This is a genomic window from Streptomyces sp. YGL11-2, assembly GCF_050054615.1.
Taxonomy (GTDB): Bacteria; Actinomycetota; Actinomycetes; order Streptomycetales; family Streptomycetaceae; genus Streptomyces.
Window position 1 is genome coordinate 167,574 of sequence record NZ_JBNHIN010000008.1, and the last position, 22,544, is coordinate 190,117.

The following is a 22,544-nucleotide window of genomic DNA, read 5'->3' on the forward strand; positions in this document are numbered from 1 at the left end:
CACACGGGCAGGCCACCACCGCCGACACCGCACGGACAGGCGCGGCAGCCCCCCTCAGCCCACCTGCTGCTTGGCCCCCTCGGCCTCCCGGGTCCCCCCGGCTCCGCCGGCCTCCTTGGAGACCTTGCTCCCTTCCCTCCGGTCCCACGCGTCCAGAGCCCGTTGGGCCATCGGATGCGCCCGGACCAGTTCGCCCAGCGTCGTGGTGCCCCGCGTGATCTTCGCGAACGCGCGCCACATGGGCCCGAAGCCCGTCAGCGCTGCGTGGAAGATCCCCGGATGCCGCTCGAAGATGCTGAGCATCCGCCGCCCCACGCCCATCTCCACACCGAGCCCGGCCTTGATGGCGAAGGCGTAGTTGAGGGCCTGGCGGCGGGTGTCGACCGCGTCGTTCGCCTCGGCGATCCGTACCGCCCACTCGCCGGCGAGCCGGCCGGAGCGGAGGGCGAAGGAGATGCCCTCCCGGGTCCAGGGCTCCAGCAGACCGGCCGCATCGCCGCAGACCAGGACCCGGCCGCGGGAGAGCGGCGAGTCCTCCGCGCGGCAGCGGGTCAGATGGCCGGAGGAGATCCGGGGCTCGAAGCCGGCGAGGCCGAGCCGTCCGACGAAGTCCTCCAGATAGCGCTTGGTGGCCGCGCCCTCGCCGCGGGCGGAGATCACGCCGACGGTGAGGGTGTCGCCCTTGGGGAAGACCCAGCCGTAGCTGCCGGGCATCGGGCCCCAGTCGATGAGCACCCGGCCCGCCCAGTCCTCGGCGACCGTCTCGGGCACCGGGATCTCGGCCTCCAGGCCCAGGTCGACCTGGTCGAGCTTGACGCCGACGTGCGCACCTATCCGGCTCGCGCTGCCGTCCGCGCCGATCACGGCCCGGGCCAGGATCACCTCGCCGTCCGACAGCACCACCGCGACGGTCCGCCGGTCGGGGACCTCCGCGCCGTGCTGCTCGACCCGCGAGACGGTGACGCCCGTACGGACCCGGGCGCCCGCGTCCTTGGCGGACTCGACCAGTCCGGCGTCGAACTCGGGGCGGTTGATGAGCCCGAAGAGCATGGTCTTGGAGCGGCGAGTGCGGGCCAGCCTGCCGTTGAGGGAAAACGTCACGGCATGCACGCGGTCGCGCAGCGGCAGCTCGAAGCCGGGCGGCAGGGAGTCCCGGGAGGGACCGATGATGCCGCCGCCGCACGTCTTGTAGCGGGGTAGTTCGGCCTTCTCCAGGAGCAGCACCCGGCGTCCCGTACACGCCGCGGCATGGGCGGCCGAGGCTCCCGCGGGCCCCGCACCCACCACCACGACGTCCCACACCTGCTGGTTGCCCTCGGCTGCCTGCTCGCTGCTCACCTGTACTTCTGCTCCCGTTCGATGCCGGCTGCGCCTACCGTTCGCATCCTACGGGCCGCACTCCGACGCACCGCCTGTGGGAAGATCGGGGGACTCATACCCGTACGTCCGGCCCGCCCGGCTCACCCCGCCGGACGTGCCCTACGTACTCGACGCCGCCCCCACAAGGAGCGTTCCATGTCTGACAGCCCGCTCGCACAGACCGTCGCCGCGCTGCAGCCCCGTGCCAGGGCCGAACTCGCGGAGCTGGTGGCCTTCAAGTCGGTGGCGGACTTCGCGCAGTTCCCCAAGAGCGAGAGCGAGGCCGCCGCCCGCTGGATCGTGGACGCGCTGCGGGCCGAGGACTTCCAGGACGTGGCGGTGCTGGACACCCCGGACGGCACCCAGTCCGTCTACGGCTTCCTGCCCGGCCCGGCCGGCGCCCCGACCGTACTGCTCTACGCACACTACGACGTCCAGCCGCCGCTGGACGAGGACGCCTGGATATCCCCGCCGTTCGAGCTGACCGAGCGCCACGGCCGCTGGTACGGGCGCGGCGCCGCCGACTGCAAGGGCGGCCTGATCATGCACCTGACCGCGCTGCGGGCGCTCAAGGAGCACGGCGGCATCCCGGTCAACGTCAAGGTGATCGTGGAAGGTTCGGAGGAGCAGGGCACCGGCGGGCTGGAGCGGTACGCGGAGGCACACCCGGAGCTGCTGACCGCCGACGTGATCGTCATCGGCGACTCCGGCAACTTCCGGGCCGGACTGCCCACGGTGACCGCGACGCTGCGCGGAATGACCTTGGTGCGTGTCCAGGTCGACACCCTGGAAGGCAACCTGCATTCCGGCCAGTTCGGCGGCGCCGCCCCGGACGCCCTCGCCGCACTGATCCGGATCCTCGACTCGCTGCGCGCCGAGGACGGTTCGACGACGGTGCGCGGGCTGGCGGCGGACGCCGGCTGGGAGGGCCTCCAGTACACGGAAGAGGACTTCCGCAAGGACGCCAAGGTGCTGGACGGCGTGGAACTGATCGGCAGCGGCACCGTCGCGGACCGGCTCTGGGCCCGGCCCGCGGTGACGGTGCTGGGCATCGACTGCCCGCCGGTCGTGGGCGCCACCCCGTCCGTACACGCCGGGGCGCGCGCCCTGGTGAGCCTGCGGGTGCCGCCGGGCACCGACGCCGCCGAGGCGACCGAACTGCTGGCCGCCCACCTGGAAGGCGCCGCCCCGTGGGGCGCCCGGGTAGCCGTCGAGCAGGTCGGCCAGGGCCAGCCGTTCCGCGCGGACACCAGCAGCCCGGCGTACGCGTCCATGGCGGAGGCGCTGCGCGAGGCATACGACGGCAAGGAGATGCAGACGACCGGTCTGGGCGGCTCGATCCCGCTGTGCAACACCCTCGCGGGGCTCTACCCGGACAGCGAGATCCTGCTGATCGGCCTGAGCGAACCGGAGGCCCAGATCCACGCCGTCAACGAAAGCGTCTCGCCCGAGGAACTGGAGCGGCTGTCGCTGGCGGAGGCACTGTTCCTGCGCGGGTTCGCTGCGCTTGGCTAGTTTCCCACGTTGTCGGCTGACCCGCCGTAGGCGTTTGTCGCCGTTGCGCGGCTCCGCTGCGCTTTGCCTGCCTCCCACGTGGTCGGCTTTCCCGCCGTGGGGGTTTGTCGCCGTTGCGCCTGCGGCTCCGCTTCGCTTTGCCTCGCCCCACGTTGCCGGGTGCGGCACCGTTTCGCCTGCGGCGGGCGGGTCCGCTGCGCGGGGCTGTCGGGTGCGGTGACGGTCCTGCGGGGCAGGGTGTCCGGACTGCTTCGCTTTACGTCCGGACACCCCACCCCTCCGGCCCGCCCCCTCCCGTGAGTGGGTGGAAAAAGACGGATAGGGCGCGCGTGAGGGGGACCGTGCCGGTTCAGAGTGGGACCGTGCCGGTTCATGGGTGGAGGGAAACCGTCAGCGGACCAACCGCCCCAGCCCCCACCCACCGTTTTTCCCCTCCCCCAACGGGAGGGGGCGAGCCGGAGGGGGGGGGGGGGGGGGAGGAGGAAAAAGACCACCCCCCCCCCCCCCCCCCCACCCCCGCAGGACCGCCACCGCACCCGACAGCCCCGCGAGGCGGACAACACCCCGCGCCGAAGGCGCAAAGACAGCAACCCCCACGGCGGGAAAGCCAAAAACGTGGGAAGCAAACCCAAGCGCAGCGGACCGTCAGCCGACCGGGACACCCGCCTCCAGATGGAGGGGACAGCCCCGTTCCCGTGCGCGCAGGGCCCAGCGGAGGCGGTTCCAGCGCACCGGGGGCAGCATCGTCTCGGCCTCGGCTTCGGTGACGAAGCGCCAGTCGCGTAGTTCGGAGCCGGGCAGTAGCAGTTGGCGGATGCGGTCGCCGGTCAGCGTGCCGCCGTCGAAGAGCAGCCGCAGGCCGCCGAATCCGGGCGGTTTGGGGGCCTCCCAGTCCAGCACCAACAACCTTGGGGCGCGCGGGAGTTGGATGCCGAGTTCCTCGGCGACCTCCCGTACGCCGGCGTGGGCGGGCGCCTCGCCGGGCTCCACGATGCCGCCGGGGAACTCCCAGCCGGGCTTGTACGTCGGGTCGACGAGGAGCACCCGGTCGCGGTCGTCGAAGAGCAGCACCCCGGCGGCGAGGGTTTCCGCGGTCGGCTCGGGCGTCTGCACGATGTCGCAGGCGCCGGCCCCGGTGCGTACGGCCTCCGCGACGCGCTCCGCGGTCTGTCGGGGCGTCAGTTCGGTGGTGTCGACGACATGGGCGTCGTTCTTGAGCCAGTCCAGTGCCTGGGCGTAGGGCCCCAGGTGCTCCAGGCACCAGCGCCGGACGGACGCGCTGCCCTCGGCGTCGCCCGGCACCTCCTCCCGGTGCGCTATTCGCGTCCGCAGGATCGTTTCCTCCGCATGCAGCAGAACATGCCGTACGGGGATGCGGCGGGCGGCGAGGGCGCCGAAGATCTCGTCGCGGTATTCCTGGCGCAGCAGCGTCATCGGCGTCACCAGGGGGCCCGGGACCTCGGTGAGCAGGGCGGCGGCGGTGTCCACGACCATCCGCCGCCAGGAGGGTAGGTCCTGGTAGTCGTCGATCTCCTCGAACCGCTTGGCCGGCAGCATCAACCGCAGTCCGGCGCCGAGGAGTTCGGGGTCGTAGAGCGTGCTTCCGGGAAGCAGGTCCAGCAATTCATGAGCCGCAGTGGTCTTGCCCGCACCGAACGTGCCGTTCAGCCAGACGATCACGGTTTCCCCTCTTCCCTAGACCCAGGTGAGTTGCCCGCAACACCCTGCCACGGAAACGCTCGGGACCACGGGCCGCGCGCATGACCGGGAACACCGCCTGCTGAACACACCGCGCGGGGGATGCCGGTCGCGCACTCCCCCGCCGCGAAGCCCCCGGCAAACAAGCGCTCCCCAGCCCCTCCAGCACCGAAACCCCCACCCGCTCACGGGCTCGCGCCCGCCGGCGGGAGGGCGGCGTGCCGCATATGACCATGTCCCATGGGACCGCCGGCGGAAGCCTTCCGGGACGCTCCGGCACAAAAGGGATCAGCAGGTGCGCAGACCGGGGACGGGCTGGTCGTTCTCCCCGCCCGTCAGATAGACGACGCTCACGTAGACACCGGAATTGCCGCTGTCGTCATCGGTCTTGGCCCACCAGACGTTCGTCCACTTCCCGTACGTCTCGCGGCGGCCGAGGTTGGCCTGGCAGTAGAAGTAGTTCGTGCCCGCGTTCAGGTGCCCGACCTGCTGGAAGGAGGCGGTGTACGAGGTCGCGGTACGCCACACGGCGCAGTTGGCCTTACCGCCGGCGGCGGCGGTGCACGCGGGCCCCTGGGTGGGCCCACCGCCGCCGGTGGCCGCACCGCCGCCGGTGGTGGTGCCGCCTCCGGAACCGCCGGTGCCGCCGGAACCGCCGCTTCCGCCGCCCTGTGCGCCGCCGATCAGGCCGCCCGTAGCGCCGCCCTGGCCGCCTGCCGAGGCCGCACCGCCGGCGGCCTGGCCGCCCGAACCCCCGCCCGTGCCCGCGGGCTTGGAGGGCTGGGACGACGCGCCGCCCGCGGGCTTGCCCGGGGCGGACGGCGAGGCGCTCTGCTCCCTGCCCTTCCCGTTGACCTCGCCCTGGCCGGTGGTCACGCTCGGTTCACCGGGCCGGGCCGGCGCCGTGGCGGGCGCCGCGGACTGCCGTCCGCCGGCCGCGGTCGTGTCGCCGGAACCACCGACCAGCGCATAGGTGACGCCGCCGCCGGTGGCGAGGACGGCCAGCACCGCCGCCGCGGCCAGCAGCACCCGGCGGCGCCGTCGGGCGGGCAGCCGCGCGGTGTCACCATCCGGGGTGACGCCGCGGCCGCCCGGATAGGGGTGCGGGCCGGTGGCGCCCACGAAGGGTCCGGCCATCACACCGGGAGGGTCGTGGAGCGGGCCCTGGGCGGGTCCCTGGGGGGCGCCGGCGGTCCGGTCCTGCGGGGTGGGCGCGCCCTGCGAACCCGGCCCCGAGAGCCAACTGGCGGGCGGCGCAACGGCGTTGGCGGAGCCCGTGGACGCGGCACCGGGCGCCGCGTCGGGAGCGCTCCCGGGCACCGCCGCGCCGCGGATGTTCGTGGCCGTCGGCACGTAGGGGCTGCCGGGCTGCGGTGCGGGCGGCGGTGCGACACCCGGGTCGCGGCCGTCCGCGACCGCCTCCAGCATGCTCCGCGCCTGGGCGGCGGACGGACGGTCGGCCGGGTTCTTGGCCATCAGGGCGTACAGGACGGGCGCCAGCGGCCCGGCACGGCGCGGCTCGGGCAGCGGCTCGGTGACGATCGCGGTCAGCGTCGAGTACACGGACGTACGGCGGAACGGGGCGCCGCCGCCCTCCACCGCCGCGTACAGCGTCATGCCCAGCGACCAGATGTCGGAGGCCGGGGAGGGATCCATGCCCTGGGCGCGCTCGGGCGGCAAGTAGTCGAGGGAGCCGACCAGTTCGCCGCTGCGGGTGATGTTCGTGGTCGCGCCGTCGCCGGGGGCCTCGATGCTGGCGATGCCGAAGTCGGTGAGGACGACCCGGCCGCTGGAGTCCAGCAGGACGTTGCCGGGCTTGACGTCACGGTGCAGTACGCCGACCCGGTGAGCGGCGTCCAGCGCGTCCATCACCGCGGCGCCGATGCGGGCGATCTCGCGGGGGTCCAGGGGACCGCGCCGGTCGATGGCGTCGTCGAGGGACGGCCCGTCCACCAGCTCCATGACGATGACCGGGCGCCCGGCCTCGTCGATGACGTCGTGGACGGTGACCACGCCCGCGTGCCGGATGCGGGCCGCGGCCCGCGCCTCGCGCTGCATGCGGGTGCGCAGGTCGGCGAGTTCCGGAGCGGAGGCGTCCGTGTAGGCCCGCAGGACCTTGAGCGCGACCTCGCGGCCCAGCACCTGGTCGTCGGCGCGGCAGACCACGCCCATGCCGCCGCGGCCGATCCGGCCGGTGACGCGGTAGCGACCGCCGATCAGCCGGCCGGTCAGATCGTCGTCGGTGCCGCGCTTCGGTCCACTGCGGGACGCGGCACGGGGTGTACCGGGGCCGGCACCCACACCGTCGCCGCCGGCCGGCGGCGGACCGCCCGCCGGCCCTTGACCGCTCCCGCCGCCCGCCCCCCGGGGCTCCTGCGGCCCGTGCTGCTCACGCTCCCCCGATGTCACCGTCGCCGATCCCCTCGATGCCGTGTCTTCGCCCGTACGCCGTGCACGTCACGGCGTACGCCGCGGTGGTCACCAGACTACGGGTCGGGCGGGCGCCTGTGGTGCCCTCATCGGGCAGGCGCGAACGCATCGAGACGGGACTGTTGCGCGGCGGCCGCGGCGGCGCCCACCACGCCGGCATGCGTCCCCATTTGGGCGGGGACGACGGTCAGTTCGGACACGAACGACAGGGTGGCGTAGTCCCGCAGAGCCGTGCGGAGCGGGGCGAACAGGACCTCGCCGGCGCCCGCGACACCGCCGCCGACGACCGCGATGTCGATCTCGACGAGGGTGGCGGTGGCGGCGATCCCGGCGGCGAGCGCCTGGGCGGCCCGCTCGAAGGAGCGCAGGGCGACGAGGTCGCCGGCGTGCGCCGCGGCGGCCACCGCGGCGGCGCTGGCGTCCCCGTCCGGGCCCGGCCGCCAACCGTTGGCCAGTGCCCGGCGGGCGATGTTGGGGCCGCTGGCGATCCGCTCCACGCAGCCGCGGCCGCCGCAGGGGCACGGATCGCCGTCGAGGTCGACGCTGATGTGCCCGATGTGCCCGGCGTTTCCCGTGGGACCCGGGTGCAGCCGCCCGTTGAGCACGAGCCCGCCGCCGACCCCGGTGGAGACCACCATGCACAGCGCGTTGTCGTGGCCGCGTGCGGCACCCTGCCAGTGCTCGGCGGCGGTCATCGCGACCCCGTCCCCGACCAGCGCCACCGGGCGCCCGCCGACCAGCTCCCGCACCCCGGCGACGAGCGGAAAGCCGCGCCAGCCAGGGATGTTGACCGGGCTGACGGTCCCCGCGGAGGCGTCCACGGGGCCGGCGCTGCCGATGCCGACGGCCGCAACCCGCGACCAGTCCGGGCCGGCGGCCAGCTCGCGGACGACCTCGGCCACCGCACGCATCACGGTGGCCCCGTCCCGGTCCGCGGGGGTCGGCCGGGCGGCCCGTACGATCATTCTTCCGTGTGCGTCCACCAGAGCGCCGGCGATCTTCGTGCCGCCAATGTCCAACGCTGCGCTGAGGTCCGTCTGCATCGGTGTCGAATCTCCTGGTGGGCCCGGGGGCCGGGGGTACCGGCCCGGCGTGAGAACGCCAGTCTTCCCTCAGTTGACAACGTTGTCTAGAGGCTATGCTCGACGCCACACGCCGACGCGCCCCCACCGCGACCCGACGCGCCGGCCGGCGCCGACAGAAACAGGACCGCACACCGTGACCGACACCGCCCGCGGCACCTCCCATCGCTACGGCACCCGCCCCACGATGAAGGATGTCGCGACCCGCGCCGGGGTCGGCCTGAAGACGGTGTCGAGAGTGGTCAACGGCGAAGCGGGCGTCACCCCGGACACCGAACGCCGCGTCCAGGAGGCGATCGCCGCCCTCGGCTTCCGGCGCAACGACTCCGCCCGGATCCTGCGCAAGGGCCGTACCGCCAGCATCGGCCTGGTCCTTGAGGACCTCGCCGACCCCTTCTACGGCCCGCTCAGCCGCGCCGTCGAGGAGGTCGCGCGCAGCCACGGCGCCCTGCTGATCAACGGCTCCAGCGCCGAAGACCCGGCCCGCGAGCAGGAGTTGGTGCTCGCGCTGTGCGCCCGGCGGGTGGACGGCCTGGTCGTCATCCCGGCCGGCGACGACCACCGGTATCTGGAGCCGGAGATAGCCGCCGGGGTCGCCACCGTCTTCGTGGACCGCCCGGCCGGCCGGATCGACGCCGATGTGGTCCTCTCCGACAACTTCGGCGGCGCCCGGGACGCGGTCGCCCACCTCATCGCCCACGGACACCGCCGGATCGGCTTCATCGGCGACCAGCCGCGCATCCACACCGCGCGCGAGCGGCTGCGCGGCTACCGCACCGCGATGGCCGCCGCCGACCTGCCCGTCGAGGACTCCTGGGTCTCGCTCGGCTCCACCGCCCCGGAGCGGGTACGGGCCGCCGCGGCGGCGATGCTGGACGCCCCGGAACCGGTCACCGCCCTCTTCGCGGGCAACAACCGCGTCACCGTCACCGCCGTCCGCGTGCTGCGCGAACGCCCGCGCCCGGTAGCCCTGGTGGGCTTCGACGACTTCGAACTCGCCGACCTCGTCCACCCCGCCATCACCGTCGTCGCCCAGGACGCCGCCCGCATGGGCCGTACGGCCGCCGTCCAGCTCTTCCGCCGCCTCGACGGCGTCGACGAGACGCCCCGCCGTATGGAGATCCCCACCCGGCTGATCCCCCGCGGCTCGGGCGAAGTCCGGCCGTACGAGGGGTGACGGCCGCTCAGCGCGAGCGGGCCGGCAGGCGATCCCCGGCAACGCCCCTGCCGCGAACGCCGCCGTCCCTCCGCCCCGCCCGGCCGCTCACGGCGCCAACGCCCCATGTGCGGCGCTCGGTTGGAGTGCCGCACACAGGGGCGGGGGCGGTGGGCGGACCGGGTGGTCGGGGTCAGGCGGTCGTCGCCGGGCGGCCCGCCAGGGCGTCGAGGTCGGCGCGGGTCAGGCCGGTGAGGCGGGCGACCTCGTCGGTGTCGACGGCGCCGCAGTCGAGGCCGCGGAGCAGGTAGCCGCTGAGGGCCTTGGCGGTGGCGGGCTCGTCCATGACGTCGCCGCCGGCCTTGGCCACGTATGCGGCGAGTCGGGCCGCGGCCTTCTCCAGGCCCTCGCGGTAGAAGGCGTAGACGGCGGCGTAGCGGGTGGGCAGGTGGCCGGGGTGCATGTCCCAGCCCTGGTAGTAGGCGCGGGCCAGGGCGCGCCGGGTGAGGCCGTAGTGCAGCCTCCAGGCGTCGTGGACCTGGGCGGTGGGGCCGACCGGCAGCACGTTGGTGGAGCCGTCGGAGACGCGTACGCCGGTGCCGGCGGCGGCGACCTGCATGACGGCCTTGGCGTGGTCGGCGGCGGGGTGGTCGCTGGCCTGGTAGGCGGCGCTGACGCCGCAGGAGGCGCTGTAGTCGAAGGTGCCGTAGTGGAGGGAGGTGGCGCGGCCCTCGGCGGCCTCGATCATGCGGGCGACGGTGGCGCGGCCGTCGGCACCGAGGATGGCCTGGGTGGTCTCGATCTGGATCTCGAAGCCGATCCGGCCGCTCTCCAGGCCGCGGGCCTTCTCGAACTCCTCCAGGAGCCGTGCCATGGCGGTGACCTGCTCGGCGTAGGTCACCTTGGGGAGGGTGAGGACCAGGCCCTCGGGCAGGCCGCCGGCCTCCAAGAGGCCGGTGAGGAAGATGTCCAGGGTGCGGATGCCGCGGTCGCGGACGGCGGCCTCCATGCACTTCATGCGGATGCCCATGTAGGGGGCGGCCGTGCCGTTCTCGTACGCGGCGGCGACGAGGGCGGCGGCGCGGGCCGCGGCGGCGTCCTCCTCGGCGTCCGGGCGGGGGCCGTAGCCATCCTCGAAGTCGATCCGCAGGTCCTCGACGGGCTCGCGCTCCAGCTTGGCGCGGACCCGCTCGTGGACCGGTCCGGCGAGTTCGTCCGGGATGCCGAGGACGGCGGCGAGCGCGCCGGCGTCGGGGGCGTGCTCGTCGAGGGCGGCGAGGGCCGCGTCGCCCCAGGAGCGCAGGGTGTCGGCGGCGAAGACGTCACCGGGTACGTAGACCGTGTGGACCGGCTGGCGGGTGCCGGGGTCCCCCGGGTAGCGCCGCGCCAGGTCGGCGTCCACCGCGGCGAGGGCGGCTCCGATTCCCTCGCGTACGGTGTCCGCGAGGCTCGTCGCCACCGTCTCCTGCTGCCCCATTTCGGTACCCTCCCGGTGCCGGTGCGCGGCGCCGCTGTCGGCGCCACGCTTTTTCCGCTTAACGGAATCAACAATCCGTATAGCGAAGCTAACGGTGTCGATTGGCGAGGTCAACACCTCTCCGCCCGTGGCGACGCAGGTCACCGGCCCGCGCCCGGCCGATAACTCCGTGGCGCCCCCGCGCCGGCACCGCCACAATCGCCGTCATGACGTGGACCGCACCCCAGACAGAACGCTCCGGCGCCCCGGCCGCGGCCGGCGAACGGGACATGCTGCAAGGCTGGCTCGATTTCCACCGTGACACCCTGCTCGTCAAGTGCGCCGGCCTCACTCCCGAGCAGCTCGTCCGGGCGGGCACCCCGCCCTCCACCCTCACCCTGCTCGGTCTGGTGCGCCATCTGACGGAGGTGGAACGCTGGTGGTTCCGGCGGCGCTTCGCCGGTGAGCCGATCGGCGACCTCCACTGCACCGAGGACGACCCGGACGCCGACTTCAACGACCTCGACCCGGCCGCCGCCGAGGCCGACTTCGCCGCGTTCCGCGCCGAGGTCGCCGCCTGCGACGCGGTGGCCGCGGACCGCGGGCTGGACGAGACCTTCACCGCCACCGACGGGCGCACGCTGAACCTGCGCTGGGTGTACGTCCACCTGATCGAGGAGTACGCGCGGCACAACGGGCACGCCGATCTGCTCCGCCAGGGCATCGACGGCGCGACCGGCGCCTGAGGGGACGCGCGCGCCCGGCCGGACGAGGACGGCGCACGGACCGCGGGCGATCGACCGGTTTCCGGCCATGATCCACCAGCGCATAGGGTCGCACCCATGAGCAAGACCGCTCCCACGCCGCGCACCCCAGGAGGCCCCGTGCCCGTCGTCGTCGCCACCCTCAGGACCAGGCCCGGCCGCCGCGAGGACGTCCTCGCCGCGTTCCGCCGGCACACCGCCGCCGTGCACGCCGAGCCCGGCTGCCTGCTCTACGCGGTGCACGCCGGCGACGACCGGGTCACCGTGGTGGAGAACTGGGCCGACCAGGCCGCCCTCGACGCCCACTCGGCCGGCCCGGCGCTGGCCGCGCTGGGTGCGGAGATAGCGGACGCGCTGGACGGGCCGATGGACGTCGCGGTGCTGGAGCCGGTGCCGGCCGGCGCGCCGGACAAGGGGCGGCTGTCGCACCCCTGAGGCGGCGCACCCCGCGCGACACGCCCGAAGGCCCCGTACGCACCGCGCGTACGGGGCCTTCGGGCGTTCACCGGGAGCCGGCCACGGTCGGCCGAACGGGCTCAGCCCTTGCGGGACTTGACCTCTTCGGTGAGCGCCGGGACGACGTCGAAGAGGTCGCCGACCACGCCGTAGTCGACCAGGTCGAAGATCGGCGCCTCGGAGTCCTTGTTGATGGCGACGATGGTCTTCGAGGTCTGCATACCGGCGCGGTGCTGGATCGCGCCGGAGATGCCCGCCGCGATGTACAGCTGCGGCGAGACCGACTTGCCGGTCTGGCCGACCTGGTTGGTGTGCGGGTACCAGCCGGCGTCCACCGCGGCGCGCGAGGCACCGACGGCCGCGCCGAGCGAGTCGGCGAGCGCCTCGATGACGGGGAAGTTCTCGGCACCGTTGACGCCGCGGCCACCGGAGACCACGATCGCGGCCTCGGTGAGCTCCGGACGGCCGCTCGACTCGCGCGGGGTACGCGAGACGATCTTGGTGCCCTTGGAGGACTCGGCGATCGTCACGGCCAGCTGCTCGACCGTACCGGCGGCCGGCGCGGCCTCCGGAGCGGCGGAGTTGGGCTTGACGGTGATGACCGGAGTGCCCTTGGAGACGCGGGACTTGGTGGTGAAGGACGCCGCGAAGACGGACTGCGTGGCCACCGGGCCCTCGTCGCCGGCCTCCAGGTCGACGGCGTCGGTGATGATGCCGGAGCCGATGCGGACGGCCAGGCGGGCGCCGATCTCCTTGCCCTCGGCGGAGGACGGGAGGAGGACGGCGGCCGGGGAGACCGCGTCGTAGGCGGCCTGGAGCGCGTCGACCTTGGGGGCGACCAGGTACTCGGCGAACTCCGGCGCGTCGGCGGTCAGAACCTTGACCGCGCCGTGCTCGGCGAGCACGGGGGCGGCGGCGTCCGCGCCGGCACCGAGGTGCACGGCCACCGGCTCGCCGATGCGGCGGGCCAGGGTGAGCAGTTCGAGGGTGGGCTTGCGGACGGCGCCGTCCACGTGGTCGACGTAGACAAGGACTTCAGCCATGGGGAGTGCTCCTGCGGGAAGAGTGCGGGCGGAGGGGAGGAAGGGTGGTTCCGGCGAACCGCCGGCCTTAGATGAACTTCTGGCCCGCCAGGAACTCGGCGAGCTGCTTGGCGCCCTCACCCTCGTCCGCGACGATCGTGCCCGCGGTACGGGCCGGACGCTCGGCGGCCTCCTCGACCTTGGTCCAGGCGCCCTCCAGGCCGACCTCGTCCGCCTCGATGTCCAGGTCGTCCAGGTCCAGGGACTCCACCGGCTTCTTCTTGGCGGCCATGATGCCCTTGAAGGAGGGGTAACGCGCCTCGCCCGACTGGTCGGTGACGGAGACGACGGCCGGCAGCGCGGCCTCCAGCTGCTCGCTGGCGGTGTCGCCGTCCCGGCGGCCGGTCACCTTGCCGTCGGCAACGGAGACCTCGGAGAGCTGGGTCACCTGCGGGACGCCGAGGCGCTCGGCGAGCAGCGCGGGCAGCACGCCCATCGTGCCGTCGGTGGAAGCCATACCGCAGACGACGAGGTCGTAGCCGGTCTTCTCGATGGCCTTGGCGAGCACGAGCGAGGTGCCGAGCGCGTCGGTGCCGTGGAGGTCGTCGTCCTCGACGTGGACGGCCTTGTCGGCGCCCATCGACAGCGCCTTGCGCAGCGCGTCGTTGGCGTCCTCGGGACCGACGGTCAGGACCGTGATCTCCGCGTCGTCGCTGGCTTCCTTGATCTGGAGGGCCTGCTCGACGGCGTACTCGTCGAGCTCCGAGAGGAGGCCGTCAACGTCGTCGCGGTCGACGGTCAGGTCCTCGGCGAAGTGCCGGTCGCCGGTGGCGTCGGGCACGTACTTCACACAGACAACGATCCTCAAGCTCACGCCGGCTCTCCTACCTGCTCGTCTCTTCAGAACTGCCTTGTGCTGGCAGCATAGGCGCCTCTTGGGGCGGCTCCCGGTCGGATGCGATTCCCCGCGCCGACCGTCATATTACTCGCCAGTACATCCAGTCTGTTGCCCCGAATCAAGGCCGTCGAAATGTGACCTTGCCAACGGCCCTGACCGGGTGGGGAAGCAGGTGGACGGGAACCCGTCAGTCGCGCAGCGCGTTGAAGCGGCCCTGGTGGTAGAGGAGCGGACGGCCCGGACCCGCGGGGTCGCCGACGACCGGCTCGGCGAGCACGATCCGGTGGTCGCCGGCCGGCACCCGCGCCACCACCCGGCACACCAGCCACGCCAGTACGCCGTCCAGCAAGGGCACGCCCTCCGGCCCGGTGCGCCAGGACGTCGCCGGGCCGAAGCGGTCCGCGCCGCTGCGGGCGAAGGTGGCGGCCAGCTCCTCCTGGTGCTCGCCGAGTATGTGGACGCCTATGTGCTCGGCCTCGGCGACGGCCGGCCAGCTGGAGGCGCCGGTGCCGATGCCGAAGGAGAGCAGCGGCGGCTCGGCGGCGACCGAGGTGAGGGAGGTGGCGGTGAAGCCGACGGGGCGGGCACCGTGCGCGGTGATCACCGCGACGCCCGCGGCGTGCTGCCGGAAGACGGAGCGCAGGAGTTCGGGGGAGGCGGTGCGGGGCGTGCCGAGGTCGGGCGTGGCCGTCATGGAGTTGTCCTTCTGCTGTGGGCTACGAGCCGAGGCGGAGCCGCCGGCGGCCGTAGGGCGGCCGGGAGCGGTGGGGTCGTCGCTGCTCACACACGGGGACAGCGCGCGCTGGCAGTCCGCAGCAGGTCGACATGCGCGCGTCCGTAGAGAAGGGGTCCTGGCCGCATAACGTCAGACTGACGATGCGTGACCGGCAGCGTCAAGTGGGGCCCGGCATCTGGGAGATCAATCACGGATGGCCGCGCCCAGCGCTGCGATGATGTCCGCCTTGCGGGGCTGGCCCGAGGCGCGGCGGACCACCGCGCCGTCCCGGTCGAGCACCAGCACCGTCGGCGTGCGCAGGATGTTCAGCCTCCGCACGAGCTCCAGGCGGTCCTCCGCGTCGACCTCGACATGGGCCACCCCGTCGACCATGCCGGTCACCTCGGCGAGGGTGCGCCGGGTGGCGCGGCAGGGCTGGCAGAAGGCGCTGGAGAACTGGAGCAGGGTCGCCCGCTCCCCCAGCTCCGCGCCGATCTCGGCGGCGCCCAGCCGCGCCCCGTCGTCCCGCTTTCGCACCGTCAGCCTCCCGTTGCGGCGTTGGTGCAGCAGACCGAAGAGGCTCGCCGCCGCGAGCACCGCGATGCACACCATGAGTCCGGTCATCTCAGGATGCAGCGTTCACGAGACCGCAAAGATTCCCGGGGTCGTATCGGGGCAGTTCCGGGGGAGGCTGTTGTGCGGGCGCCGGGAGCCGCGGAAGGCGCGGACGGGTACGGAACGGTCCGGGAAGGAAGCGGTCATGGCGGATGGCGGGGTCGACGTACGGGGTCCGCGGTTCGGGGCGGTGCTGACCAGCGCCGTGCTGGCCGCGGTGCTGGTCAGTGGCAGCGGATGGCTGCTGGCCTGCCAGGCGGTGGTGTTCGCGGTGGGCGCGGCGGCCGGGGTGCGGCGGTCACCGTACGGCTGGCTGTTCAGGGTGGCGGTGCGGCCGCGGCTGTCCCCGCCGGAGGCGTTCGAGGATGCCGCGCCGCCCCGTTTCGCCCAGACCGTCGGGCTGTTTTTCGCCATTGTCGGGCTGGCCGGCTACGCGCTGGGGCCGCAGTGGCTGGGGCCGGCGGCCACCGGCTGCGCCCTCGCGGCGGCCTTCCTCAACGCGGCGTTCGGGTACTGCCTGGGGTGCGAGGTGTACCTTCTGCTGCGGCGGGCGGCCGGCTGAGGTGCGCCCGCACGTGACGAGGATCTCCCGCTGGCAGGGGCCCAGCTGCTGGCCGCCGGGGCGGACATCGGGCACGATCTCCCGGAGCCGCATACTTACGGCCGCGTAGGTTTCCGCCGGGAGAACCCTCCCCAGGCACAGAAAAGGGGTCCCCCGGACATGGCAGAGCTCGTCTACCCGCCCGTCATCGGCGCCGCCCGCACCCTCTTCAAGGCGCTCGACCTCAAGTTCGACATCGCGGGCACGGAGAACATCCCGCGGCGCGGCGGGGCGGTGCTGGTGAGCAATCACATCGGGTATCTGGACTTCGTCTTCTGCGGTCTGTCCGCGCGGCCGGCCAAGCGGCTGGTGCGGTTCATGGCGAAGGAGGCGGTCTTCCGGCACAAGGTGTCGGGGCCGCTGATGCGCGCGATGAAGCACATTCCGGTCGATCGGGCGCAGGGCATGCACGCCTACAAGCACGCGCTCAGCGCGCTGCGTTCGGGCGAGATCATCGGGGTCTTCCCCGAGGCGACGATCTCCGAGTCCTTCACCCTGAAGAACTTCAAGTCGGGCGCCGCCCGGCTGGCGCAGGAGGCCGGCGTCCCGCTGCTGCCGATGGCACTGTGGGGCACCCAGCGGCTGTGGACCAAGGGCCACAAGCGCGATCTGGGCCGCCACCACATCCCGATAACGATCCGGGTCGGCGAGCCGTTCGAGGCCGATCCTGCCGACCAGGCGGAGAAGATCACCGACCGGCTGCGGTCCCGCGTCCAGGACCTGCTGGAGGCGGCCCAGCGCGCCTACCCGGTACGCCCCAAGGGCCCCGAGGACACCTGGTGGATGCCGGCCCACCTCGGCGGCACGGCGCCGGCGGCCCCCGGCACCATCGCCTGACGGGAGCGCGTCAGGAGGCCCCGGCTCACCGGGGCCAGACGTCCCCGACCTCGATACGGGCCTCGGGGCACGCCTTCTGCAGCGCCTCGGCGAGTTCGGTGCCCGCGGCCGTCAGCTCGTCGAACGTCATCGGTGCCATCCGCTCCAGCAGGAACAGCGCGTTCACCGAATCCTCGGTGAGGCGGGTCCGCACCCCCTGCCGCCAGTTCCAGCGCCGGCAGGTGACGCCCTCGTCGTCGCACCACACCACCTCGCCGGCGTCCGGGTGCTCGATGACCTCGTCGCCGCCCGCCGCGGTCGCGAACCGCTCCTGTCCCGTGGCCCGTACGAGCCGCATGCCGCCCTGGATACGGTCCAGGTCCTCGCCGCCCACCGGGATGAGATGCGCGACGCTGATCGCGTTGTAGATGTCGACCAGGCGGTTGATCCGCGGCAGCCCGCCGTCCGCGAGGGCCCTCCTGGCCAGCGCCTCGGCGGAGTTGCGGGTACGCGAGGGCTTGCAGCCGAAGGCGGTGTACGCGGCGCGCCAGGCGGCGATGTGCGGATCGTCCTGCGGCGCGCGGCCGCCGAGCCGGTCGGCCAGCCGGCGTCCGGCCTCCTCCAGGAGTCCCGAACCGGTGTCATCGCTCGGCCCGTTGGTCAGGCCGTGCGCCTCCACCGCGAGGTAGCCGAAGCCGGGGGCGAGCGCGCGGACCTCGTCGGACACGTGCAGGGGGCGGGGCATGCGGCGACACCTCAGAGTTCGGTAGGGAGCAGCTTCCAGAGGTGAGACCGGTCGACGGCCTCCCGGAGGCATTGGAGCACGACGGGGTGTGGTTCAGCAAACAGCACCGGATAGTCCACTTCATTGCACTCCGGGCGCACCGGGAACGCGATCCGCTCCCGATCGGCCCGGAACTCCGCCGCCGCCCCCGGCTCGCCGCCCCGCGGATCCTGCCGCACCCAGCGCTCCCACCCCGGCAGCCGGACCGCCACCAGACCGTGGACGACCTCGAACTTCTGGTAGCACAGCCCCGCCGGAATCCCCTCCGCGCGCAGCAGCGCGACCAGGGCGTGCGCCTTGGCGCAGCAGATCCCGGTCCGCTTCTCCAGTACGTCGGAGGCCCGCCAGGTCACCCGCGGATCGCCAGTGTCGGCCGAGTGCGGAATGCGGTCGCGGACGAACGCAAAGGCCGCCTCGGCGTATGCATATACATCGTCGACCGCGGCGGACAGCTCCGCCGCGGTCGCCCGGACGAGCGGATGCCCGTGGTCGATGGCCTCGGATTCCGCCAAGTATGCAGAGATGTCACGGGCGTTCTGGATCAGCTCCATGACCGGGGAGCATAGTCAGGCCCACACCCACAGGTCAATAACTTTTCCATCGAATGCATTTCTATGCAGATCTATGCAGACCTGCCGGTGGTTACGCGGTGGTCTGGACGCCCGCGTTGGTGAGGATCTCGCGCGCCGGCAGGGCGACGCTGCCGGCGGCGGTCAGGCCGGTGGCCGCCAGGTGGGCGTCGACGATCCGCAGTCCCACCCCGTATCCGGCGAAGTGCGGCAGCCCCACGGTCGGCTGCCCCATGAGCTCCGCGGTGGTGTCGCCGAGCATGTACGCGGTCAGGTTGTGCATCCCCGCGAGGTCGATGTCGCCGGTGATCTTCTCGTAGGCGCTGTCCAGCTCGGCGCCGGTCAGTGCCGCGGTCCAGGGGCCCATGGCCTGCTCGCCGGCCAGTTCCCGAACGAATGCCTCGGCCAGCCCCTCGGCCACGACCCATTCGCCGAGCGTGACGGTCATCGGGTTCCAGACCACGTTCGCGTACCGCACGTTGTGGTGGAGCTCGTGCGCCGCGGCGTGGCCGATCTTCTCCAGGGCCACGTCGGTGGGCCACATCACCAGGTGGATCGCACCCGGGAAGCCGCCCAGACCGAAGTATCCGGCACTGCGGACCATCAGATGCTCGTCGTCGGGGTTGCCGAGCACCACGACGACGTGCACGGTCTCGGCGTGCTCGACGCCGGGCGCCGCACTGCCGATCCGCTCCCACGCGGCGGTGAGGGAGTCCTCGATCCGGCTCCACACGCCCGCGTCCCGCATCCGGTGCAGAGCGGACGCGTACCGGGGGTCGTCCCGGTCGAGCCGGAAGCCGCTGCCCAGGCTCTGGTGCTGCTGGACCAGGTCCAGATCACCGATCACCGTGGACATCACGTTGTGCAGGGGGACGAGCATCTCCCGCAGGGCGTCGGGGCGCTCCTCCTGGGGGCGCTGCAGGAGGTCGAGCATGGCGGTCGCGGTGTCGTGAACAACAATCTTCATGGCTCGGGACCGTAGGGCCTCCTGTTACCGGAGGGTCAAGCGCGATCGGCCGCCGCGGGGAGCCAGAGGGTGTCCGGCTCCCCCGCCACCGGCCACTAGCGCTTCATCTCCTCCCGCAGCGCTGCCAGGAAGCCGTCGACGTCGTCCTCCGTGGTGTCGAACGAGCACATCCAGCGGACTTCGCCGGCCCGTTCGTCCCAGAAGTAGAAGCGGTAGCGCTTCTGGAGGCGTTCGCTCACGTCGTGCGGGAGGCGGGCGAAGACTGCGTTGGACTGGACGGGGTAGAGGATCTCCACGCCGGGGATCTCGCGGACGCCGGCGGCCAGCCGCTGGGCCATGGTGTTGGCGTGGCGGGCGTTGCGGAGCCACAGGTCCTTGGCGAGGAGGGCCTCCAGCTGGACGGAGACGAAGCGCATCTTGGACGCGAGCTGCATCGACAGCTTGCGGAGGTGCTTCATCGCCCGGACCGCGTCGGGGTTGAGGACGATGACCGCCTCGCCGAAGACGGCGCCGTTCTTGGTGCCTCCGTAGGAGAGGATGTCGACGCCGACGGCGTTGGTGAAGGCGCGCATCGGGACGTCGAGGGAGGCGGCGGCGTTGGTGATGCGGGAGCCGTCGAGGTGGACGAGCATGCCCCGTTCATGGGCGTGGTCGCAGATCGCCCGGACCTCTTCGGGGGTGTAGACCGTGCCGAGTTCGGTGCTCTGGGTGATCGAGACGACCTGCGGCATGGCGCGGTGCTCGTCGTCCCAGCCGCGGGCCTCGCGGTCGATGAGGTCGGGGGTGAGCTTGCCGTCGGGGGCGGGGACGGTGAGGAGCTTGAGGCCGCCGACGCGTTCCGGGGCGCCGCACTCGTCCACGTGGATGTGGGCCGTGTCGGCGGCGATCACCGCGCCCCAGCGGTCGGTGACCGCCTGGAGCGCGACGACGTTGGCGCCGGTGCCGTTGAACACCGGGAACGCCTCCGCGCGCTGGCCGAAGTGGCTGCGGACGACGCGCTGGAGGTGCGCGGTGTAGTCGTCCTCGCCGTAGGCGATCTGGTGGCCGCCGTTGGCGAGGGCGAGCGCGGCGAGGATCTCCGGGTGCGCACCGGCGTAGTTGTCGCTGGCGAAGCCGCGTATCTGAGGGTCGTGGTGCTGCCGGGCGTCGGTCTTCGCTCGGGTCACGGCTTGGGGGTCAGCCACAGACGCTGTCCATTCACTTCCTGTGCGGGCCGGCTCCAGACTCCGGCGATGGCCTCGGCCAGCTCCTTGACGTCCGTGAAGCCCGCGAACTTGGCGTTCGGTCGCTCGGCGCGCATCTGGTCGTTGACGAGCGCCTTCACGATCAGGATGGCAGCCGCGGCGCGCGGCCCCTGCTCGCCCCCTGACTTGCGGAAACCGTCCGCCATGGCGAGCGTCCACGCCTCGGCGGCGGCCTTGGCCGCGGCATAGGCGGCGTTGCCCCCGGTGGGCTTGCCCGCGCCGGCCGCGCTGGTCAGCAGGAAGCGGCCGTTGCCGCTGCGTTCGAGGGCTTCGTTGAAGGCGAGGGAGGTGTGCTGGACGGTGCGGACGAGGAGCTTGTGAAGGACGTCCCAGTCCGCGAGGTCGGTCTCGGCGAACGTGGAGGAGCCGCGCCAGCCGCCCACGAGGTGCACCAGGCCGTCGACCCGGCCGAACTCCTTCTCCGTACGGGCCGCCCATTCGCGGGTCTGCTCGACGTCGAGGAGGTCCACGGTGTCGCCGATGACGGTGGCGCCGCCGTGTGCGTAGCGGGCCGCGTCGACGGCCTCCGCGAGCCGTTCGGCGTTGGAGTCCGAGCCGACCACCACCGCGCCGGCCTCGGCCAGTCGCAGCAGGGTGGCGCGGCCTGCCGGGCCGGCCGCTCCGGCCACCGCGATGACCGCACCCTCCAGCGGCCCCTGGCCGCCCGTCGAAGTAACCATCTCCGTCGCCTCCTCGTCCTGCCCCTGGACGGCCGTCCGCCGGGTCTTCCGGTCGCTCGTCACGCCGCCGCCAGCGTGTCACTGTGGGCCGTGATGCCCTTGGTCGATGCGATCACAGCACGCAGCTTCTTGGCGAGCGCTTCGTAGAACATGCTCAGCGGGAACTCGTCGGGAAGCACGTCGTCCACGAGCTTGCGCGGCGGCTGGTCCAGGTCGAGGGCGTCCGGCCCCTTGGCCCAGACCGAGCCCGGGTGCGGAGCGAGGTAGGTCGAGACGAGGTCGTAGGCGGCGAACCAATGGACCAGCTTGGGCCGGTCGATGCCGTCGCGGTAGAGCTCTTCGATCTCGCCGCACAGCTGGTTGGTGACCTTGGGCGCCCGCTCCCAGTCGATGTGGAGTGTGTTATCCGTCCAGCGTACGACGTCGTGCTTGTGGAGGTATGCGAAGAGCAGCTGGCCGCCGAGGCCGTCATAATTGCGGACCCGGTCGCCGGTGACGGGGAACCGGAACATCCGGTCGAAGATCACCGCGAACTGCACGTCGCGCGCCTGCGGGTAGCCCTCGCCCTCCAGCTTGACGGCTTCCCTGAAGGCGGTGAGATCGCAGCGCAGTTCCTCCAGGCCGTACATCCAGAACGGCTGGCGCTGCTTGATCATGAACGGGTCGAACGGCAGGTCGCCGTGGCTGTGGGTGCGGTCGTGGACCATGTCCCACAGGACGAACGCCTGCTGGCAGCGCCCCTGGTCGCTGATCAACGCCGCGATGTCCGGCGGGAGTTGGACGCCGAGGGTCGCGACGGCGGCCTCGGTGACGCGGCGGAAGCGGGCTGCCTCGCGGTCGCAGAAGATGCCACCCCAGCTGAACCGCTCGGGCGCCTCGCGGACCGCGATGGTCTCGGGGAACAGGACGGCGGAGTTGGTGTCGTAGCCGGCCGTGAAGTCCTCGAAGGTGATGCCGCAGAAGAGGGGGTTGTCGTAGCGGGTGCGCTCCAGTTCGGCGAGCCACTCCGGCCAGACCATCCGCAGGACGACGGCCTCGAAGTTCCGGTTCGGGTTGCCGTTCTGGGTGTACATGGGGAAGACGACCAGGTGCTGGAGGCCGTCGGCGCGCTGCCGGGCGGGCTGGAAGGCGAGCAGCGAGTCGAGGAAGTCCGGCACGCCGAAGCCGTCGTCGGCCCAGCGGCGCAGATCGTCGGCGAGTGCCCGGTGGTAGGCGGCGTCGTGCGGCAGCAGCGGGGCGAGATCACCGATGGCGGCGATGGCCCGCTCGACCTCGTCGCGGACGGCCTCGGCGCGCGGTGCGCCGTCCGCCGCGAGGTCGATCGAACCGTCCTTCGCCTGCCAGGGGCGAATCGTTTCCACGGCGTCCTTGAGCGCGGGCCATGCCGGGTGCGCGACCACACGTTCGGAGGCGGTGGAGCTGCCCCGGACACCCACAGGCGAAAGAATTTCCGTCATGACTGCCCTCCGGCGGTAGATCGTCCTGTCAGGACACCGTAACCAGCAGAGGATCGCCCGTTCAAGTGGGGTCGGTGAAAATTATTCTGTTCGGACCCCATGGTCACGCTCAATTTTCCCGTGGCTAGAGCTTTTGGCGACAGTTCCTGCCAGAAGAGCCCCGACTTCCCGCGCTTCCTCCGGCGTGATCCGCAGCGCCGGGGAGCGGCGGCCCCTCGCGGGCCGACGCGACCGGACGACCGGAGCGGGGGGCCCCCAGG

At 72.7% G+C, this 22,544-nt stretch carries 21 protein-coding genes; 6 read left to right on the plus strand and 15 right to left on the minus strand.

Going from position 1 to position 22,544, the window contains the following annotated elements:
• Positions 1-54: 54 nt before the first annotated feature.
• Complete coding sequence (locus ACO1BR_RS12180; RefSeq protein WP_426795064.1) at positions 55-1,338, minus strand: geranylgeranyl reductase family protein; 1,284 nt, start codon at positions 1,336-1,338, stop codon at positions 55-57.
• 177 nt (positions 1,339-1,515) lie between these two features.
• Here ACO1BR_RS12180 and ACO1BR_RS12185 point away from each other — a divergent pair, with 177 nt between their 5' ends.
• Positions 1,516-2,874 (plus strand): dipeptidase, encoded by a 1,359-nt coding sequence (locus ACO1BR_RS12185; protein ID WP_426795065.1) that lies wholly within the window; start codon positions 1,516-1,518, stop codon positions 2,872-2,874.
• Positions 2,875-3,519: 645 nt separating this feature from the next.
• Here ACO1BR_RS12185 and ACO1BR_RS12190 read toward each other — a convergent pair.
• The 3 genes from ACO1BR_RS12190 to ACO1BR_RS12200 all read right to left on the minus strand — a co-directional run bounded on the left by ACO1BR_RS12190 (position 3,520) and on the right by ACO1BR_RS12200 (position 8,045).
• The gene (locus ACO1BR_RS12190; RefSeq protein WP_426795066.1) at positions 3,520-4,554 is read right to left on the minus strand and encodes an NUDIX hydrolase; all 1,035 of its coding nucleotides are present in this window, start codon (positions 4,552-4,554) and stop codon (positions 3,520-3,522) included.
• Between the two features lie 306 nt (positions 4,555-4,860).
• On the minus strand, positions 4,861-6,981 hold the full coding sequence (locus ACO1BR_RS12195; RefSeq protein WP_426795067.1) for a protein kinase domain-containing protein: 2,121 nt from the start codon (positions 6,979-6,981) through the stop codon (positions 4,861-4,863).
• A 107-nt stretch (positions 6,982-7,088) separates the two neighbouring features.
• The gene (locus ACO1BR_RS12200) at positions 7,089-8,045 is read right to left on the minus strand and encodes an ROK family protein (RefSeq protein WP_426795068.1); all 957 of its coding nucleotides are present in this window, start codon (positions 8,043-8,045) and stop codon (positions 7,089-7,091) included.
• 175 nt (positions 8,046-8,220) lie between these two features.
• Here ACO1BR_RS12200 and ACO1BR_RS12205 point away from each other — a divergent pair, with 175 nt between their 5' ends.
• Complete coding sequence (locus ACO1BR_RS12205) at positions 8,221-9,261, plus strand: LacI family DNA-binding transcriptional regulator (protein WP_426795069.1); 1,041 nt, start codon at positions 8,221-8,223, stop codon at positions 9,259-9,261.
• A gap of 172 nt (positions 9,262-9,433) precedes the next feature.
• Here the strand turns inward: ACO1BR_RS12205 and ACO1BR_RS12210 are convergent, their stop codons facing one another.
• Positions 9,434-10,717 (minus strand): DUF6986 family protein, encoded by a 1,284-nt coding sequence (locus ACO1BR_RS12210; protein WP_426795070.1) that lies wholly within the window; start codon positions 10,715-10,717, stop codon positions 9,434-9,436.
• Between the two features lie 206 nt (positions 10,718-10,923).
• Between ACO1BR_RS12210 and ACO1BR_RS12215 the strand changes: the two genes are divergently transcribed.
• A complete protein-coding gene (locus ACO1BR_RS12215) occupies positions 10,924-11,442 on the plus strand; it encodes a DinB family protein (RefSeq protein ID WP_426795071.1) in 519 nt (172 codons plus the stop codon).
• 96 nt (positions 11,443-11,538) lie between these two features.
• A complete protein-coding gene (locus ACO1BR_RS12220; RefSeq protein ID WP_426795072.1) occupies positions 11,539-11,895 on the plus strand; it encodes a putative quinol monooxygenase in 357 nt (118 codons plus the stop codon).
• A gap of 101 nt (positions 11,896-11,996) precedes the next feature.
• Here ACO1BR_RS12220 and ACO1BR_RS12225 read toward each other — a convergent pair whose 3' ends face one another.
• The 4 genes from ACO1BR_RS12225 to ACO1BR_RS12240 form a co-directional block, all read right to left on the minus strand.
• On the minus strand, positions 11,997-12,959 hold the full coding sequence (locus ACO1BR_RS12225) for an electron transfer flavoprotein subunit alpha/FixB family protein (protein ID WP_426795073.1): 963 nt from the start codon (positions 12,957-12,959) through the stop codon (positions 11,997-11,999).
• A 67-nt stretch (positions 12,960-13,026) separates the two neighbouring features.
• The gene (locus ACO1BR_RS12230) at positions 13,027-13,812 is read right to left on the minus strand and encodes an electron transfer flavoprotein subunit beta/FixA family protein (RefSeq protein ID WP_426795074.1); all 786 of its coding nucleotides are present in this window, start codon (positions 13,810-13,812) and stop codon (positions 13,027-13,029) included.
• 211 nt (positions 13,813-14,023) lie between these two features.
• Positions 14,024-14,530 (minus strand): flavin reductase family protein, encoded by a 507-nt coding sequence (locus tag ACO1BR_RS12235; RefSeq protein ID WP_426795075.1) that lies wholly within the window; start codon positions 14,528-14,530, stop codon positions 14,024-14,026.
• Between the two features lie 225 nt (positions 14,531-14,755).
• Positions 14,756-15,175 (minus strand): TlpA family protein disulfide reductase, encoded by a 420-nt coding sequence (locus ACO1BR_RS12240; RefSeq protein ID WP_426795076.1) that lies wholly within the window; start codon positions 15,173-15,175, stop codon positions 14,756-14,758.
• A 136-nt stretch (positions 15,176-15,311) separates the two neighbouring features.
• On the opposite strand from ACO1BR_RS12240, the gene ACO1BR_RS12245 reads away from it, so the two are divergent.
• Together ACO1BR_RS12245 and ACO1BR_RS12250 are read left to right on the plus strand one after the other, a co-directional pair.
• Positions 15,312-15,728, plus strand: a complete 417-nt coding sequence (locus ACO1BR_RS12245) for a DUF4395 domain-containing protein (RefSeq protein WP_426795077.1) — start codon at positions 15,312-15,314, stop codon at positions 15,726-15,728.
• A gap of 159 nt (positions 15,729-15,887) precedes the next feature.
• The gene (locus ACO1BR_RS12250) at positions 15,888-16,604 is read left to right on the plus strand and encodes a lysophospholipid acyltransferase family protein (RefSeq protein WP_426795078.1); all 717 of its coding nucleotides are present in this window, start codon (positions 15,888-15,890) and stop codon (positions 16,602-16,604) included.
• Between the two features lie 25 nt (positions 16,605-16,629).
• Here ACO1BR_RS12250 and ACO1BR_RS12255 read toward each other — a convergent pair whose 3' ends face one another.
• The 6 genes from ACO1BR_RS12255 to ACO1BR_RS12280 all read right to left on the minus strand — a co-directional run bounded on the left by ACO1BR_RS12255 (position 16,630) and on the right by ACO1BR_RS12280 (position 22,284).
• Positions 16,630-17,328, minus strand: coding sequence for a B3/B4 domain-containing protein (locus ACO1BR_RS12255; RefSeq protein ID WP_426795079.1), 699 nt, complete (start codon positions 17,326-17,328; stop codon positions 16,630-16,632).
• Positions 17,329-17,339: 11 nt separating this feature from the next.
• On the minus strand, positions 17,340-17,918 hold the full coding sequence (locus tag ACO1BR_RS12260) for a transglutaminase-like domain-containing protein (protein ID WP_426795080.1): 579 nt from the start codon (positions 17,916-17,918) through the stop codon (positions 17,340-17,342).
• A gap of 91 nt (positions 17,919-18,009) precedes the next feature.
• Complete coding sequence (locus ACO1BR_RS12265) at positions 18,010-18,903, minus strand: DUF2268 domain-containing protein (protein WP_426795081.1); 894 nt, start codon at positions 18,901-18,903, stop codon at positions 18,010-18,012.
• 95 nt (positions 18,904-18,998) lie between these two features.
• Positions 18,999-20,069 carry a threonine aldolase family protein gene (locus tag ACO1BR_RS12270; protein WP_426795082.1) on the minus strand — a complete coding sequence of 357 codons (1,071 nt, stop codon included), beginning with the start codon at positions 20,067-20,069 and terminating at the stop codon, positions 18,999-19,001.
• Entirely contained in the window at positions 20,066-20,827 is a 762-nt protein-coding gene (locus ACO1BR_RS12275) for an SDR family NAD(P)-dependent oxidoreductase (protein WP_426795148.1), read from the minus strand. The genes ACO1BR_RS12270 and ACO1BR_RS12275 overlap by 4 nt, the downstream gene beginning before the upstream one ends.
• 59 nt (positions 20,828-20,886) lie before the next feature.
• Positions 20,887-22,284, minus strand: a complete 1,398-nt coding sequence (locus ACO1BR_RS12280; protein ID WP_426795083.1) for a DUF6421 family protein — start codon at positions 22,282-22,284, stop codon at positions 20,887-20,889.
• Positions 22,285-22,544: the final 260 nt, after the last annotated feature.

Bases quoted from the DNA above. Each gene is read 5' to 3' on its own strand.
- ACO1BR_RS12185 (WP_426795065.1), top strand. From the start codon at position 1,516: ATGTCTGACAGCCCGCTCGCACAGACCGTCGCCGCGCTGCAGCCCCGT.
- ACO1BR_RS12200 (WP_426795068.1), bottom strand. From the start codon at position 8,045: ATGCAGACGGACCTCAGCGCAGCGTTGGACATTGGCGGCACGAAGATC.
- ACO1BR_RS12210 (WP_426795070.1), bottom strand. From the start codon at position 10,717: ATGGGGCAGCAGGAGACGGTGGCGACGAGCCTCGCGGACACCGTACGC.
- ACO1BR_RS12215 (WP_426795071.1), top strand. From the start codon at position 10,924: ATGACGTGGACCGCACCCCAGACAGAACGCTCCGGCGCCCCGGCCGCG.
- ACO1BR_RS12220 (WP_426795072.1), top strand. From the start codon at position 11,539: ATGAGCAAGACCGCTCCCACGCCGCGCACCCCAGGAGGCCCCGTGCCC.
- ACO1BR_RS12225 (WP_426795073.1), bottom strand. From the start codon at position 12,959: ATGGCTGAAGTCCTTGTCTACGTCGACCACGTGGACGGCGCCGTCCGC.
- ACO1BR_RS12235 (WP_426795075.1), bottom strand. From the start codon at position 14,530: ATGACGGCCACGCCCGACCTCGGCACGCCCCGCACCGCCTCCCCCGAA.
- ACO1BR_RS12240 (WP_426795076.1), bottom strand. From the start codon at position 15,175: ATGACCGGACTCATGGTGTGCATCGCGGTGCTCGCGGCGGCGAGCCTC.
- ACO1BR_RS12245 (WP_426795077.1), top strand. From the start codon at position 15,312: ATGGCGGATGGCGGGGTCGACGTACGGGGTCCGCGGTTCGGGGCGGTG.
- ACO1BR_RS12250 (WP_426795078.1), top strand. From the start codon at position 15,888: ATGGCAGAGCTCGTCTACCCGCCCGTCATCGGCGCCGCCCGCACCCTC.
- ACO1BR_RS12255 (WP_426795079.1), bottom strand. From the start codon at position 17,328: ATGCCCCGCCCCCTGCACGTGTCCGACGAGGTCCGCGCGCTCGCCCCC.
- ACO1BR_RS12260 (WP_426795080.1), bottom strand. From the start codon at position 17,918: ATGGAGCTGATCCAGAACGCCCGTGACATCTCTGCATACTTGGCGGAA.
- ACO1BR_RS12265 (WP_426795081.1), bottom strand. From the start codon at position 18,903: ATGAAGATTGTTGTTCACGACACCGCGACCGCCATGCTCGACCTCCTG.
- ACO1BR_RS12275 (WP_426795148.1), bottom strand. From the start codon at position 20,827: ATGGTTACTTCGACGGGCGGCCAGGGGCCGCTGGAGGGTGCGGTCATC.
- ACO1BR_RS12280 (WP_426795083.1), bottom strand. From the start codon at position 22,284: ATGACGGAAATTCTTTCGCCTGTGGGTGTCCGGGGCAGCTCCACCGCC.